Raw genomic sequence first — 15333 nt, 5'->3', positions numbered from 1 at the left:
ATCAAAACAACCCCATAAACACTTTCATAGCATTTGATTGCGGCAAATCTTTTCTGTACGTGATCAACGTGGTCAGTACGCCCTGTTCGCCTTCAATGGGATATGTTTTTAATTTCCGGTTATAATACATCTGGCTAAACAGATCTTCGGGCATGATGGTTATACCTACTCCCGCTTCCACAAAATTCACTATGCCCTCCAGCGTATTCAGCACGGTGCATTGGTAATTAAAGATCCCCTGCTTTTTTAGCCAGTCTTCCAATTTGGGGCGATAACTGCAGCCAACGTCAAAAACAACAATTTTAACCTGTCCTTTTTTTACATACTCCTGCAGATCGGGATAGTTTGCGGCGGTCGCGATAGCAAGCTTTTCTTCTTTTACGAGATGTACCCCCAATTCCGGCGCTATAACCGGGGAAGCAACAAAGGCGGCATCGAGCTTATAATTCAATACATCGTTGATCAGATTATTGGAGTTATCGGCCCGGAAACTCAGGGTAACATCGGGATATTCATCGGTAAATTTTTGTATCAGCCCAGGTACTTTAAGCGCCATGGTGGTTTCAATACATCCAATTTTAAGCGAGCCGGAAAGTTGATGAGCATTGGATAACTCCTGTTTTAGGGTCTCGGTCAGATGGTTTAGCCTTTTACAATACTGTATAAATATCTCTCCCGCTGCTGTCAGTTCTACCGTACGCGATGTTCTTTTAAATAGCTGCACATCAAATTCTTCTTCCAGGCTTTTTATCCGCGCTGTGACGTTTGACTGTACCGTGAACATCGCTTCGGCAGCCTTGGTAAAATTACCGTGAGTGGCCACCGCTTCAAATATTTTAAGATCATTACTATTCATAAATCACTTTTTATGATTTTTTATATTATTATTAATCGTTTTTTATAATCAAATGTACGATATAAATTTGATCTATGAAATCAATCAAACAAACAAAATGGCAGTTTATATTACTGCTTTTCCTTGCCGGAATTTCATCCGCATGTGCCCAACAAATAAATTCTACAAAAAACAATCAAATGAAAACTACAACCATCCATTACAACAATGTTAAGGTAAATGATCTGAATATTTTTTACCGTGAATCGGGCCCTAAAGACGCACCGGTTATCCTGTTATTGCACGGATATCCCACATCATCATTTATGTTTCGTAAACTGATACCAATATTGGCCACCCAATATCATGTAATTGCTCCCGATCTTCCGGGCTTTGGTTTTTCGGATGCTCCCGATCATAAAGTATACAGTTATACTTTTGATAACCTGGCGCTTGCGATGCAAGGCTTTATTGATAATTTAAAGCTCAAACGCTTTGCGGTTTATATTTTTGATTACGGCGCCCCTACTGGCCTTCGTTTGGCATTGGCCAACCCCGAAAAAATAACGGGCATCATATCACAAAACGGTAATGCCTACGAGGAAGGATTAAGCACCGCATGGAACCCGATACAGAAAGCATGGAACGATCCATCACAGGAGAACCGCGATGCTTTGAAAAGTTTTGTATCGCTGGATATGGTGAAATTCCAGTATGAAACAGGCGTGACCGATAAATCACTGATCGAACCGGAAGCTTATGCATTAGATAAACATATTCTTGATCTGCCAGGCCATGTGGAAATTCAGGTAGACCTGATGGTTGATTACAAAAGTAATGTACTCTTGTACCCCAAATTTCAGGCCTATTTTAGGGATAAAAAACCAAAGTTCCTGGCTGTATGGGGCAAAAATGACCCCTTCTTTTTACCCGCCGGCGCCGAAGCTTATAAAAGAGATAACCCGAACGCCAAGGTAAAATTTTATGATACCGGTCATTTTGCCCTGGAAACCCATGCCCAGGAAATTGGTGCCGATATTCTGGAATTCATGAAGGACCTGCCTAAATAAATTCCGAAGTAAACAAAAAGCCACGTACAATGTGCGGGGCTTTTTGTTATTTTCTATCTTCTTTTAAATTTTGCAATCTTAAAATTGCTCACCAATACCTTAGATCCATTATGATATTGCATTGGTCCGCTGATGTATAAATTTTTGGCACTCCCAGGTAAAAATGCCTGCGTATCAGCCAGCTTTGTTTTATCTAAATAAACCACCATTCTGTCGCCATTCACAATAATGGATACATGCATTGCCCGGTTAGCATAAGATGGTAGATCGAACTGAGTATTCAAAAACTTATTTGTAAACAAGCTATTAACATCTACCTCTTCACCATTATAGTATTTTAAATCGATGTAAGCCCCTTCACCATCATTATATTGTTTTATACCATTATCTTTAACAAAGCCAATGGGCACAGGGTAAATATCTTTGCTTTGATCAGCAACGGCCAGTACATCAAACTCAACCGAAAAATGTTTAGGGTAAAAAATTTGTTTACTTAATTTATAAGTAGCATTATCGGCAAGGGCTAGCCACTTACCATCCTTACCTTGTACGCTAACAACTGTAGCTGAGCCATTAGTTTTAAACGCGGGCGTGGTTGAACCATCCGGTATTTTGGAGAAATTTTCAACAAAGATTACTGAGTCGCCCGGCACAAAATCAAAAGGGGAACTGATAGCTAATTTAACACTCTTATTGTCATTACTTCCTGGCTCACTGGTTTGTGCATTAGCATTTAAAATAACTATTATACCTAAAGCGGTCATCAAGCTAAGTAATAGATTGTACTTTTTCATAAGGTTTAAGATTTGTTAAAATGGGGGGAATTAAATTGATAGATTAAACTAAAATTATAAAACAAACATCCATTTTGTACAATTATTCATCAAAATACCCATATTTAGGTATAAGGGTTATTTGTTGATTGCATTAAAGTTTATACATTTGCTGCATTACAGTTTCACATCAAAAACATGAAAAGAATATTAGGGCTTTTAATCACAACAATAGGTATCTTAATAATAGGTGGTTTCTTTATTTTCACGCCAAACCACGCGTTTAACCCTGCTGATTCTATCAGCGGAGTTCAGGCTTCTGCCGGCGTTGTTTATGGCGGGTTTATTACTTTTGGTGTCGGCATGGTTATCTTTATTTCAACTTTACCATTCGCCGGAGAAAAATCAAAAAACTCCTAAGTGGTATAATCTTTAAAGGAAAATTCTTTTTCGACATATAAAAGGCGGTCTGTAAACAGATCGCCTTTTTCTTTTTAAGTCATTCCTATCAATACGCAATCGCCCCCGCATATTGTCACATTCACCCCCTTTTTTACAGGATAGCTTCAGGTAACTTTGGTATTAACAAAACAAGTTAACAGCAAATCATATTAAAACAAATTAAGGAGAATACATTATGCAAAAGATCATCCCATGCCTTTGGTTCAACGGTAAAGTTCAGGAGGCCCTCGATTTTTATACCTCGATTTTTAAAAACTCAAAAGTTTCAGATATCACTCGTTATGGTGAAGCACATCCGCAATTAGCCGGCGACATACTGGTTGCCCGCTTTGAACTGGACGGACAGGAGTTTATGATATTGAATGGTGGCCCTGGATTTCCATTCACCGAAGCTATATCATTATCTATTACCTGTAAAACACAGGAAGAGATTGATTTTTATTGGAATGCCCTATTAGCCGATGGCGGGAAAGAGAATCAATGTGGCTGGCTTAAAGACAAGTTTGGCCTGTCATGGCAGGTAAGCCCTATAGAAATTGAGGCGATGCTAAAAGATAAAAACACCAAAAAGGCCAGCAACGTGATGATGGCTATGATGCAGATGGTTAAAATTGACCTTAACGTATTAAAAGAGGCCTACGCACAAGGTTAATTATCAATTTGGTATATTTATCTGCTATGAGAGGTTCAGATTTTCCGCCGCCACGCAATACCGATGAATATATTGCACAGCAGCCCGCATCATTCAGGCCCACGCTGGAGGAGTTGAGGCATATTATATTAACAACTGTTCCGCAGGCAACAGAAGTGATCAGCTATCAGCTGCCTTGTTACAAGTATCATTACATGTTGGTAGGCATCGGTGTAAATAAAAAATACTGTAGCTTTTACACCATGAGCCCTGGTCTAGTAAAATCAATGACAGATGAGCTCAAAGAGATCCGGGTATCTGGTTCTACACTACATTTTGCACCGGGCGAAGCCTTACCAGTTGAACTTATCAGAAAGATCATATCAGAAAGAATGATGCAGAACGAGATCCTCGCCCTATCCAAAAAAAGTAAAAAATAACCTTTATCTCTCAAGCGCTCTAACGGGCGCTTGAGAGATATATTTTAAGTAGTTCCGGTATGATCATCCGTTTCCATCATTTCCAGGTTACCAGACTCGTTCACACCATATTTTGAAAATATTTTAACGCTTTGAGATTTGTCTGGTGTATTTTCACGTCGCCTGGAAGGACCCCGGAATGGCAATATCAGAATACATAGAAAAATACAGGCCTTCATTATAGCTATCAGCATAATATCGATTTTTGTGCGACTTAAAACGGTCGCATTATAGCATAATAAAGCACATGATTGGTTGAGCTTTGCAGATATTTAGCACATGGTTGATTAATCCTGGCTAATGGCGCTAAGATAAAGAAATGATGAATAAATTAAAAATCTTGCTTAATTGTTACTGGGGTTGAGCCATAGCAGTGATAGCCTGCAGAAACCATGCCGCATGAGGCAACCATTGTTCTGTCCATCGCCATTCGTTACCCTTATCCTCGGTTTTAAAATCAATACCGCTACCATCCGGGTTGCCTTCTTTACCGGTGATACCATTGGATATGCCACCTTTACCCGATCCATGTCCAAAACTTGAACTCATGTAAGGCACGTTGTTTTTGCCAAACTGGTACATAAAGCACATAGAATATGGGTTACAGCCCAGTATCCATGATAACTGATCGGATGCATAAACGGCCAGATCTTTTTTTACACCCCAGCCGCCTTTTTGCGGGTAAACCAGGCGACCTCCTACTATAGCAGCTGTAGCCAATGATCCCAACCGGGCATTTTCACCTTGCCACCACCAGCCGGTTTCATTTTCATGGGGGATAAAAAAGCCATCCTTTATCTGATTGCCGAGGCGAAAGGTTTGCCGGGCGTAGCCAAACGGATTACTGACCTCATTGGTTACCCGCAGATTATAATCAAGCGTTTTTTTGATCACTCCTAACGCTGCTGTTTTTTCCTTCTGCACTTTCTCCTTGCTCAAATACCTGCACAAGGCAATAACAGGTAAACCGGCGTCAGATGCGTGCCAGAACGGACGCCCCTGATCATTGCTGATAAAATAACCGGCTGGACTCATCCGTTTTTCGATGTTTTTTGCACGGTTGCGGGCTTCATCCTGATAAAATGAGCTGTCGGTTGCTATCCAGAGTTCGGTAGCAGCCATTAAAGCACAGTAATCGTCAATGATATTTTCCTTACCGTCATCATCATATTTGGTGTTATTAATAAGCAGATGAGCGTAAGCACGTTTGGCCGCCGTAAGGTACTCGGTCGATTTATAATCACCGTCTTTTTTTAAAGTAGAGATACGGGCCAATGCAGCTATACCCATCCCTCCGCCTTCGCGAAAAGCACATTGGTATTCGTCTGTTGTAACGCTATTAGCCCTTAGTCCTACTATCCGGCGTGCTTTGGGATCTTTACTGAAGTAGCTAAAAACAGTCATATAAAAATAACCTTCTTTTGACAGCGAACGCATGATGTAATCAGCTCCCCATAAAGCCTCAGTAGTCATGCTATCATCGGCATGAAGCTGATGCAGTAAACCCGGTATAGTTTGCACCGCATTTACCATTGACCAGGTAACCAGCGGAATTTGCTGAGGCGACAGATAATTAGCATAAGCCAGGTGCGAAAAATATTTACTCACATCGCCAGATGCATCACACCATCCTCCGCGTACATCCGCGGTTTTGTTGCTGCCATAAAGAATCACGGCTTTATCTACATCAAGCTCCGTTGGCGTATTGGCCCGTTGCTTATTATAATAACTAATGATGGATGGAAGCGTATTCACCGCAAGCGCGTTCTCGTTCACCTCAAAATCATCAGAAAGGTATGGCTTGCCGTTTACACTAATACTTAACTTATATTTGCCAATTAGTTTAAAAGACGAAAAATCTGCCTGATAAAAAAAAGCATTCTTAACCCAGTCATTAATTTGTTCGGGCCCTTTTAGTGTGCCTGTAAAAACAGATTTCCCTGATGAGTTGATTAACTTAAATGATAAACCACTCAATTTAATATCATTACGGATAACCGCACTTTTTGCTCCCCGGACATCAAAAGCAACCTGGTTAATATAAATTATAGGAGCAGCTTGAGTAATAAAAGCAAGCAGGGTTAAAAAGCAAGTCAGGGATGTTTTGAGTTTAGAGCTGCGGTTCATTTTCTGTTAACAAAATTTGTATGTGCAAATTACTAATTAATATGCCGCTGCTTTTTATGAACTGCCTTAAATAGACGATCATTTGCCCCTATATTACCTCTACAGGATAATATTTCTCCCGGCGGTGCACCATTTATCTTTAACGAAACATTTCGATATAACTTTATTGAACAACATAGCCCCTTTACACATTAATTTACTTAGCTTTGAAAAATCATGCGGTAACATTATGGAGGGCCTGCAGCTCACAGTTACCTTTAATTTAACAAACAATAATTTTCAATAATTAGGATCAGGAAATATTGCCTGTTCTTATAATCGTTTTAATGCCCTTGTAGAATAATACCTCACAAGGGTTTCATTTTTTATAAAAGCATAGTATGGAAGAAAGAAAGTTTTTAGCTACCTGGCAAAGGTATATGCCGGTTATTCGTTTGCATTTGAAAAAGAGCCTGAATGAGGATCAGCAGTTTAAATTGAATATAACAGATTTTGAATCGGCTGGTGGCCGCAGCAAAACAGGATATACCTTTAACATCAGTATGGAAAACGGTAAGGTGACCAATAACATCAGCGGCTCACCAGTAGCCCGTGATCTGTACGAAGCTATCAGAACCGACGAGGCTGTAAAAGCTTTATTGCTTGATAAAAATGTTAAAATAAGTGTAGGTAAATCATTTATGCTTACTATAAAAACAACCCATCTTTCTACTTACAGATAGGTTTAAAAAGATAAAAAAAGGAAATAACCAATTGGTTATTTCCTTTTTTTATGGGATTTTTTTGAGTTTTTATGACTCTTTTTGGCGCTTACATGTTTCTTATGATTCGATTTCCCGTGCACTCGTCGTTTTGAGGTGTGACGAACGTATGATTGCGCTTTGACCACCTTAAAGCGAGGTATAAAATCAACAACCTCCGGGTGGGAAGATGGCTCAAACGGGTTATAATAGTAAACACCGGCAGCATCGTAATTTTTAAAGTCGGCTTTTAATTTATCGGTGAAAGCCAGCTCGTTTTTCTGCTCTGGTAAAGTCCATGCCGCTTCGGCCAGCCCGGCTATGCGCGGGAAAAGCATAAAGTCCAAACGCTTTTCAGATTCTATTCTTTCTGTCCAGATATTAGCTTGAACGCCAACAATAAGTTTTGAATTTAATTCATCAGCTGCTACTTGCCTGTCGGGGAAATTATAAACATCGGTTACCCTGTTAACTACTCCATTCCAGTTTCTGCCGGCTACAAGTCCTGTATCTTGTAAAAAATCAAAATAAAGCGGTAAACGAGGGCAAAGCACCACCTGGTAATTTTTCTGAAGCGCCAGATGCAACTGGCCGGGAAGGTTTTGCCGCCACCAAAAAATAATTGTTTTATCCGGAGGTAAATTTCCACCGGTAGCCTCATCCCAGGCCAGTATTTTACTGTTCAGACTGGTAACGGTATCCGCCATCCGTTTAAAAAAGTACTGCTCCAGCTGGTTAACACCATCAAAATTCTTTTTTTGCATCATACGGGCAATAGCCGTATCCAACGACCAGGCCTTAACACCATAAGCAACTTCATCACCTCCCAGGTGGATCATGTGTGCCGGGAATAATGAATTGGTTTCTTTGATGATATCGGCCAGGTATTGATAAGTGTTTTCATTGGCCGGGTTGAAAGTAAAGTTGGGATAACCGGCAACACTTCCACCTGAAAATTCCGGATAAGCTTTATTCGCGGCCGTGGCATGGCCCGGCATGTCAATTTCTGGTATTACCGTTATAAACCTTTGTGCTGCGTAAGCTACAATTTCGCGGATATCATCCTGTGTATAATATTTGGCCTCTGCAGATGTATCGCTGTAATTGCCTATACCTCCTATGGTTGCCAGTTTAGGATATTTTTTGATCTCGATCCGCCAGCCTTGAACATCAGTTAGGTGCCAGTGAAACTTATTCAATTTATAATAAGCCATCCAGTCAAGCAGTTGCTTTACCTTTTGCTTGCCAAAAAAATGCCTTGATTCATCAAGCATGAGGCCACGCCACTGATAGCGTGGTGCATCAGTTATTCTACAAGTTTGCAAACATAAATTATTGTCATTATCAACCTGCTGATCTTTTATAAGCTGCAGTAACGACATCAATCCATAAAAAACACCCTCTTTATTTGATGCAGAAACAGTGATATGCTCCGGAGCTATATTTACAGTGTAAGCACCTATTGTTGATGATGTATTAGTTAATACGAGGTCAACCATGCTTCCGGAGCCTGTACTATTTTGTACAAGAGCAACATTTTTTGCTTTATATACTTCTTTCTGAAAATAAGTAACCAGAGCCAGTAATGCGGTATCATTAGCGCCAATAGTAGTACGATTATTCAAGTAAAATTGACCAGTCCCCTTATTAACCGATTGTGGTTGTGGGATAATGTTTAAGTTTTGGGCTTTTACGCAAACAGAAAATAAGAGAAGTGCTGCTAATAGTTTAAATTTCATTCAATAAAAGTTCAAATCAATGCGGGTGCTGCTATGATAGCAAAAATATGGCTATTTCAGGGTAATTTATTTGCAATAAGTTAAAATTGACAGTACAATTTGAGTTTATACAATTAAGTTGTCAATTCTTATAAGAAGCTTCACCCTATATATTTTCAGTCATATTTAATAATATTTTCTATCCATAATTACACTAACTATAGCCTAAACCTGATACCTGCAGATACACTTAGCAACCCTTAAATTCAATGTTCTTATAGCTAAAACGCAAACGTTTTCGTAAATAAATCACTCATCAACAGCTTGTTGTAACATATATATCATATAGATTTGAGTCACCAATATTTACCGATAATAATAATTTTTTAATAAAAATACTGAACGGAGCCCCTGCAATTTCCGAACAGGATTCTTATGTGCTTTTGCAAACCATTTAATAAACCATATACTAAATTTTAAATTATGAAAAACAAGAAAATCAGCTCCATGCTGATCGCCATCGGCATGGTTGCCGGAAGTACATTTTTGTACCAATGTAAAAAGTCATCAAATCCGGAAAATGCAGCATCCGACAATGCTGCTAATTCCGGAAAGCTGTCTACATCGGCAGTAACTACCTTTGTGCATCCCGGCGTATTAAACACGCAAGCCAGCTTAGACCTGGTTGGCGGCCAGGTAAATGGAGGTGATGCAACCCGCACAGCTTCGTACCAAAAAGTGTTGGACTACATTAACAGCCACTCTTACCCTACCTCATTTCCATCAACAGTGGTGGTAGGATCAAACGGAGCTACAACTCCGTCCAAAGATCAGATTCGTAAAGATGCCGAATTAGCTTATGCAACGGCTTTGCGTTGGGCAAAAACGGGTACAGCCAGCTATGCACAGCAAACTATAGCTATCCTGAATGGCTGGGCGTACAATTTTCAAGGTTATGGCTTAAAAGATTCATCAACCAATCCTAATCAGCCAGATTTGGAAGCTTCCTGGACAACACCGAGCTTTGTTGCTGCTGCCGAAATCATCAGATATTATAAAGTTAATGGCGTAGGTGCAGGTTGGTCTGCTGCCGATATTAACCAATTCAGTAGTTTCCTAAATTTGGTTAAAAATAACTACATCAACAACACACCAACCTCGTATAATAATAATTGGGACACTTCGGCAGGGTATGCAAAAATGGCTATCGGTGTGTTTCTGAACAGCGCTACTGTTTTTCAGAATGGCGAAGATATGATCAAAAACTATCTGCCCATAGTTATACAAAGCGACGGTACATTGCCTGAATTGTGCGACAGACAAGATTGTGTGCACTATCAATATACCTTAACTGCGCTGGCATACGCTGCTCAGATTGCCGAAATTCAAGGCGATGGTTCCATCTGGACAGCCAATTCAAGCAGGATTAGCGCGGGATACGATTTTATGAGGCGAGCTTACAATCAATCTACCGGTTGTAATTATTGTACCGTTAATAGTCCAGTATTTCCGGGAACAGAGGTTGCTTACAATCAATATAATACGGCCAATCTAAAATCATTAAGAGAGATCAATCCACCAAATGGAGTCCCTAATGACAACACCTTTTTAGGATTTACAAGCTATACGCATTTCAATGTATCCGGCTTATAAACAACCGCTTTAAAATAAAAAAGAGGCGCTGTTATATAACAGCGCCTCTTTGCATATATATGGGGTGGGGTTATTTTTATTTCCAGCCGCCGCCTACTGAGCGGTACAGATCTGATACAGCGTTTAAGCGTGCATTTTGAACGGTTGCCAGATCAAGCTCGCTTTGCAATACATTGCTTTGAGCAGTGATCACCTCTAAATAAGTAGCCTGGCCGTTTCTGAATAATAAATTAGCGTTGCTGGTAGCTTTTTGTAAAGTACTCACACGGTCAGCAATAATGGCCTGCTGTGTTTTCAGCTTTTCGATTTTTACCAAAGCATCGGATACTTCACCAACAGCGTTTAAAACAGATTGTCTGAACTGTAAAACAGTCTTTTCGCGATCAACCAATGCAACTTTGTACTGGGTTTTTAACTGCCTGTGCTGAAACAATGGCTGAGCCACCGCACCCGCTACGGTACCAAACAAAGAACCGGGGATAGTAAACCAGTTGCTTGCTTTAAAGGTATTCAAACCACCGCTACCGGTAATAGTTAACGATGGATACATGTTGGCTTGTGCAATACCTACGTTTGCATTGGCAATAGTTAAGGCCAATTCCGCACTTTTCACATCCGGCCTACGGCTTACCACAATAGATGGTACACCGGCTGACAAGTTATCAGGTATAGCTACATCTTCTAAACGAACAGTGCGTTCAATCCTATCAGGAAGTGAACCGGTTAATATTTTTATGGCATTCTCCTGTATTGCAATATTCTGTTCAAATCCCGGAACTAATTGAGCAGCAGACAAACGTTGCGCTTCTGCCTGTTGTACCGCTAACAGGGTAGTTTGGCCCGCATCAAATTGTAAACGGATAATGCGCAAAGTGCTGTCATTAAGTTTTACATTCTTTTGTGCGATAGCCAACTGATCATCCAGCATCAGCAAGTTATAATAGCCTTGTGATACGCTGGCTACAATATTAGTCTGGAGTAATTTTTTAGCTTCAGCTGTTTGCAAGTATGATGCCAGGGCTGATCTGCTTTGATTGCGGATCTTTCCCCAGATATCGGCCTCCCAAGTCAGCGCCAGGTTAGCGTTGTAATCTTCCACATGGCTAGTACGCAGGAAGGACTTTGTACTTAAACCGTTTAAACTATTGTCAGATGGTCTGTTAGTATTAGCTGTTACATTTAAATCCAGCTGAGGAACATAGTTCCATTTTACCTGTTTAAACAATAACTGTGATGCCTCGATGTTTTTAACAGCGATCTGCATATCGTAGTTTTTAGCGATAGCGCTATCAATCAGTTTTTGCAATGTAACATCGGTAAAAAAGCTTTTCCATTGAATATCAGCAACGCTGCTGGTATCGCTGGTGTTGGCTGCGTTTCTGAAATTAGCAGGCAGCTCTGCTTTTGGGGTAGCCACATCCTTTGATACTTTACAGGCGCTTATGAAAGCAACCGCCAGTATTAGTAAGGCGTATGGTTTTATATATGGTTTCATCGATTAATTATTGAATTAGTGATTTTCATTTTTCAGTATCAAGTAGTGAGTATCAAGTATCAAGATTGATTAACAATCTCAAATACAACTTTTTTAAATTATTGATACCTGATACTCACCATTGACATATACTCAAATTAATTTTTAGCCAGTTCAAAGTCTGTTACATGAACATCTTTACCACCGTTATTTACTGGTGCTTTAGGTGCTCCTGAAACTTTTTCCTGTAAGTATTGGAATATCACAAACAGTACCGGTATGATGAATAAACCCAGGATTACTCCTGAAAGCATACCACCTGCTGCACCAATACTTATAGAGTGGTTACCTTGTGCAGACGGACCTGTAGCAATACTCATCGGGAACAAACCGAACACGAAAGCAAGTGATGTCATGATGATCGGTCTTATCCTTAATCTGGCTGCCTCAATAGCCGATTCAACCAGGGTATGGCCTGCTCTTCGTCGCTGTACCGCATATTCCACAATAAGGATGGCGTTCTTGGCCAACAAACCGATGAGCATGATCAGGGCTACCTGTACATAGATGTTGTTTTCAATACCTGTTAAACCTAATACCACAAATACACCAAATATACCTGTAGGGATAGAAAGTATTACCGCTAATGGCAGGATGTAACTTTCATACTGTGCTGATAATAAGAAATATACAAATATCAAACAAAGCATAAATATTACTGCCGACTGTCCACCTGAAGAAATTTCCTCACGTGTTTGGCCTGAGAATTCATAAGCAAAACCATTTGGCAATTCTTCTTTAGCTGTTTCTTCAATAGCCTTAATCGCATCACCAGAACTGTAGCCTGGTTTAGGAATGGCCTGAACCTCTATAGAGTTAAACAAGTTGTAACGTGAAGCAGTTTCTGAACCATAAACACGGGTTAGTTTAACCAAAGTATTAATTGGCACAGTTTCTCCTGCTTTGTTTTTAACAAATACACGATCGATAGATGCAGGGTCGGTTCTGTCGGCAATATCGGCCTGAACAATCACACGGTAGTATTTACCAAAGCGGTTAAAGTCCGATGCTTGCGCAGTACCAAAGTAAGCCTGCATAGTTGACAGAATGTCTCTGACACTTACCCCTAATTGATTAGCCTTTTCATCATTAACCTCTAATTGTAATTGAGGGTAATTGGCTTTATAGGAAGTAAAGGCATAAGCAACTGCTGGTTTTGCCATTAGCTTGCCGATAAAGTTATTGGCTACGCCGCTAAATTTATCCAATCGGCCATTGGTTCTATCCTGAAGCTGTACGTCCAAAGCTTCTACGTTACTAAATCCGGGAACAGTTGGAAAGCTGAACACGAAGAAGGTACCGCTTGGTATGGCGCCTAATTTACCTCTTATTATATTTTGTATATCATCAATATTCTTAACGGCACCCCTATCTTTATTAGGTTTTAACAACAGGAAGATCTGACCTGCTGATGGGCTGTTTGATAGCGTTAAAAAGTTAAAGCCAGACAATGCCATCACAAATCTTGCTGATGGTAAAGCTCTCAGCTCTTTTTCGGCCTGATTGATTATTTTACTGGTATTGGCTAATGAAGTTCCGGATGGTGTTGAAACCGCGATAGCCACGAAACCCTGATCCTCAGTTGGAATAAAGCCTGTTTTTGTTCTGTTTACCAAGTAAACCGTAGCAACAACTATTATTGCCAGCCCAATCATACTGATCCATTTATTACGAATAAGGATCTTTAAGGCCCCAACGTACCTGGTGGTCATATAATTAAACCCACCGTTAAAGCCAGCGTAAAATTTCTCAACAAAGCCTTTTTTAGGCGCCTCATGACCATCGGCAGTATGCTTATTCTTTAAAAATAAAGCAGCCAGGGCTGGACTTAAAGTTAAAGCGTTAACAGCCGAAATAATGATGGCTATAGACATTGTTAATGCAAACTGCCTGTAGAATATACCTGTTGAACCTGTCATGAAACTAACCGGTAAAAACACCGCCGCCATAACCAATGTAATAGATATAATGGCACCGCTAATTTCGTGCATGGCCTCGGTAGTCGCCTCTTTTGGGGTAAGCTTTGGATTATCCTCCATTTTGGCATGCACCGCTTCCACCACCACAATCGCGTCATCCACCACAATACCGATGGCCAACACAAGCGCGAACAAGGTTAACAAATTAACAGAGAAACCAAATAAGTTCATGAAGAAGAAAGTACCAATAATGGCCACCGGAACCGCTATGGCCGGGATTAATGTAGACCTGAAATCTTGCAGGAATATAAATACCACGATAAATACCAGGATAAATGCTTCCACTAATGTATGCTCCACCTGGTCAATTGACTCATCAAGATCGGTTTTGGTACGATAAAACTGATTGTATTTGATACCTACCGGGAAATCCTTTGATAATTTCACCATCAACTTATCAATGGCAATCTGGATTTCGTTGGCGTTTGAACCAGACAATTGTATAATACCAATAGTAATACCTTCGTATCCGTTTAAGCGGTTTACACTGCTATAGCTATAAGCGCCCAGTTCAACACGCGCTACATCTTTTAAACGCAACACAGAACCATCTGCATTTGCACGGATAGCAATATTCTGATATTCTTCTGGAGTGGTAAGTTTACCTTTATATTTAATTACATATTCAAATGCTTCATTGCTACGCTCACCTAATCTACCAGGCGCAGCCTCCAGGTTTTTGTCCTGTATAGCGGCCATTACTTCGGCAGGCGTGATTTTGTAAGTAGCCAATTGAGTTGGATTTAACCAAACACGCATGGAGTAATCCTTAATACCACCAAATACACTGGCAGAACCTACACCTGGGATACGTTTAATCTCAGGGATAATATTGATCTGCGCATAGTTATTTACAAAGGTCGCATCATATTTTTTTGGATCTTCTGAGTAAATACCCATAGCTCCAATAAAGCTATTTTGCTGTTTGGTAGTGGTTATACCATATTGTACAACCTCTGCCGGTAACTGGCTTGTTGCTTGCGAAACACGGTTTTGAACGTTCACAGCCGCCTGATCGGGGTTGGTACCTTGTTGAAAGTAAACTGTGATACCCAGTGTACCGTCATTACTGGCTGTGGAGGTCATGTAGGTCATGTTTTCCACACCATTGATAGCCTCTTCCAATGACGGAGTCACGGAACGTAAAATAGTCTCGGCATTAGCGCCCGGGTATACAGCAGATACCAATACCGACGGAGGCGCGATATTTGGGAACCGCTCTAAGGGCAGTTTTGTTAAACCAAGTACACCAACTATCACCAATAATATGGAGATAACTGTTGATAGTACTGGTCTTTCTATAAATTTCTGAAACATGACTTTAAAGTTTAA

The 15333-nt window shown here is 40.3% G+C and carries 13 protein-coding genes; 6 read left to right on the top strand and 7 right to left on the bottom strand.

Annotated features, from left to right (window positions below; genetic code table 11):
- Position 1: 1 nt before the first annotated feature.
- On the bottom strand, positions 2-856 hold the full coding sequence (locus tag G7092_RS03215; RefSeq protein ID WP_166086125.1) for a LysR family transcriptional regulator: 855 nt from the start codon (positions 854-856) through the stop codon (positions 2-4).
- Between the two features lie 179 nt (positions 857-1035).
- Here G7092_RS03215 and G7092_RS03210 point away from each other — a divergent pair, with 179 nt between their 5' ends.
- On the top strand, positions 1036-1905 hold the full coding sequence (locus G7092_RS03210) for an alpha/beta fold hydrolase (RefSeq protein ID WP_166086123.1): 870 nt from the start codon (positions 1036-1038) through the stop codon (positions 1903-1905).
- Positions 1906-1958: 53 nt separating this feature from the next.
- Here the strand turns inward: G7092_RS03210 and G7092_RS03205 are convergent, their stop codons facing one another.
- Positions 1959-2699 carry a hypothetical protein gene (locus tag G7092_RS03205; protein WP_166086121.1) on the bottom strand — a complete coding sequence of 247 codons (741 nt, stop codon included), beginning with the start codon at positions 2697-2699 and terminating at the stop codon, positions 1959-1961.
- 177 nt (positions 2700-2876) lie between these two features.
- On the opposite strand from G7092_RS03205, the gene G7092_RS03200 reads away from it, so the two are divergent.
- The 3 genes from G7092_RS03200 to G7092_RS03190 all read left to right on the top strand — a co-directional run bounded on the left by G7092_RS03200 (position 2877) and on the right by G7092_RS03190 (position 4211).
- Positions 2877-3098: a hypothetical protein gene (locus tag G7092_RS03200; protein ID WP_166086119.1), complete on the top strand. Its 222-nt coding sequence runs from the start codon at positions 2877-2879 to the stop codon at positions 3096-3098.
- Positions 3099-3315: 217 nt separating this feature from the next.
- Positions 3316-3792, top strand: a complete 477-nt coding sequence (locus G7092_RS03195) for a VOC family protein (protein WP_166086117.1) — start codon at positions 3316-3318, stop codon at positions 3790-3792.
- 26 nt (positions 3793-3818) lie between these two features.
- Positions 3819-4211 (top strand): iron chaperone, encoded by a 393-nt coding sequence (locus G7092_RS03190; RefSeq protein WP_166086114.1) that lies wholly within the window; start codon positions 3819-3821, stop codon positions 4209-4211.
- Between the two features lie 44 nt (positions 4212-4255).
- Here G7092_RS03190 and G7092_RS03185 read toward each other — a convergent pair whose 3' ends face one another.
- Positions 4256-4444, bottom strand: coding sequence for a hypothetical protein (locus G7092_RS03185; protein WP_166086112.1), 189 nt, complete (start codon positions 4442-4444; stop codon positions 4256-4258).
- 157 nt (positions 4445-4601) lie between these two features.
- A complete protein-coding gene (locus G7092_RS03180) occupies positions 4602-6377 on the bottom strand; it encodes a glycoside hydrolase family 9 protein (protein ID WP_166086110.1) in 1776 nt (591 codons plus the stop codon).
- Between the two features lie 380 nt (positions 6378-6757).
- Here G7092_RS03180 and G7092_RS03175 point away from each other — a divergent pair, with 380 nt between their 5' ends.
- Positions 6758-7099 (top strand): hypothetical protein, encoded by a 342-nt coding sequence (locus tag G7092_RS03175; protein ID WP_076369346.1) that lies wholly within the window; start codon positions 6758-6760, stop codon positions 7097-7099.
- 35 nt (positions 7100-7134) lie between these two features.
- Here the strand turns inward: G7092_RS03175 and G7092_RS03170 are convergent, their stop codons facing one another.
- Entirely contained in the window at positions 7135-8856 is a 1722-nt protein-coding gene (locus tag G7092_RS03170; RefSeq protein WP_166086108.1) for a beta-N-acetylhexosaminidase, read from the bottom strand.
- A gap of 462 nt (positions 8857-9318) precedes the next feature.
- On the opposite strand from G7092_RS03170, the gene G7092_RS03165 reads away from it, so the two are divergent.
- Positions 9319-10488 (top strand): alginate lyase family protein, encoded by a 1170-nt coding sequence (locus tag G7092_RS03165; protein ID WP_166086106.1) that lies wholly within the window; start codon positions 9319-9321, stop codon positions 10486-10488.
- Positions 10489-10564: 76 nt separating this feature from the next.
- Here the strand turns inward: G7092_RS03165 and G7092_RS03160 are convergent, their stop codons facing one another.
- The gene (locus G7092_RS03160; protein ID WP_166086103.1) at positions 10565-11983 is read right to left on the bottom strand and encodes an efflux transporter outer membrane subunit; all 1419 of its coding nucleotides are present in this window, start codon (positions 11981-11983) and stop codon (positions 10565-10567) included.
- 137 nt (positions 11984-12120) lie between these two features.
- Positions 12121-15318 carry an efflux RND transporter permease subunit gene (locus tag G7092_RS03155; RefSeq protein WP_166086101.1) on the bottom strand — a complete coding sequence of 1066 codons (3198 nt, stop codon included), beginning with the start codon at positions 15316-15318 and terminating at the stop codon, positions 12121-12123.
- Positions 15319-15333 lie beyond the last annotated feature (15 nt).

It is taken from the genome of Mucilaginibacter inviolabilis, assembly GCF_011089895.1.
GTDB classification, from domain to species: domain Bacteria; phylum Bacteroidota; class Bacteroidia; order Sphingobacteriales; family Sphingobacteriaceae; genus Mucilaginibacter; species Mucilaginibacter inviolabilis.
The sequence above is the reverse complement of the archived record's forward strand: the minus strand, read 5'-3'. Positions and strand labels throughout refer to the sequence as shown.

Coding starts and splice junctions, on each gene's coding strand:
- G7092_RS03195 (WP_166086117.1), top strand. CDS start 3,316: ATGCAAAAGATCATCCCATGCCTTTGGTTCAACGGTAAAGTTCAGGAG.
- G7092_RS03170 (WP_166086108.1), bottom strand. CDS start 8,856: ATGAAATTTAAACTATTAGCAGCACTTCTCTTATTTTCTGTTTGCGTA.
- G7092_RS03190 (WP_166086114.1), top strand. CDS start 3,819: ATGAGAGGTTCAGATTTTCCGCCGCCACGCAATACCGATGAATATATT.
- G7092_RS03165 (WP_166086106.1), top strand. CDS start 9,319: ATGAAAAACAAGAAAATCAGCTCCATGCTGATCGCCATCGGCATGGTT.
- G7092_RS03205 (WP_166086121.1), bottom strand. CDS start 2,699: ATGAAAAAGTACAATCTATTACTTAGCTTGATGACCGCTTTAGGTATA.
- G7092_RS03160 (WP_166086103.1), bottom strand. CDS start 11,983: ATGAAACCATATATAAAACCATACGCCTTACTAATACTGGCGGTTGCT.
- G7092_RS03155 (WP_166086101.1), bottom strand. CDS start 15,318: ATGTTTCAGAAATTTATAGAAAGACCAGTACTATCAACAGTTATCTCC.
- G7092_RS03210 (WP_166086123.1), top strand. CDS start 1,036: ATGAAAACTACAACCATCCATTACAACAATGTTAAGGTAAATGATCTG.
- G7092_RS03180 (WP_166086110.1), bottom strand. CDS start 6,377: ATGAACCGCAGCTCTAAACTCAAAACATCCCTGACTTGCTTTTTAACC.
- G7092_RS03185 (WP_166086112.1), bottom strand. CDS start 4,444: ATGCTGATAGCTATAATGAAGGCCTGTATTTTTCTATGTATTCTGATA.
- G7092_RS03215 (WP_166086125.1), bottom strand. CDS start 856: ATGAATAGTAATGATCTTAAAATATTTGAAGCGGTGGCCACTCACGGT.
- G7092_RS03175 (WP_076369346.1), top strand. CDS start 6,758: ATGGAAGAAAGAAAGTTTTTAGCTACCTGGCAAAGGTATATGCCGGTT.
- G7092_RS03200 (WP_166086119.1), top strand. CDS start 2,877: ATGAAAAGAATATTAGGGCTTTTAATCACAACAATAGGTATCTTAATA.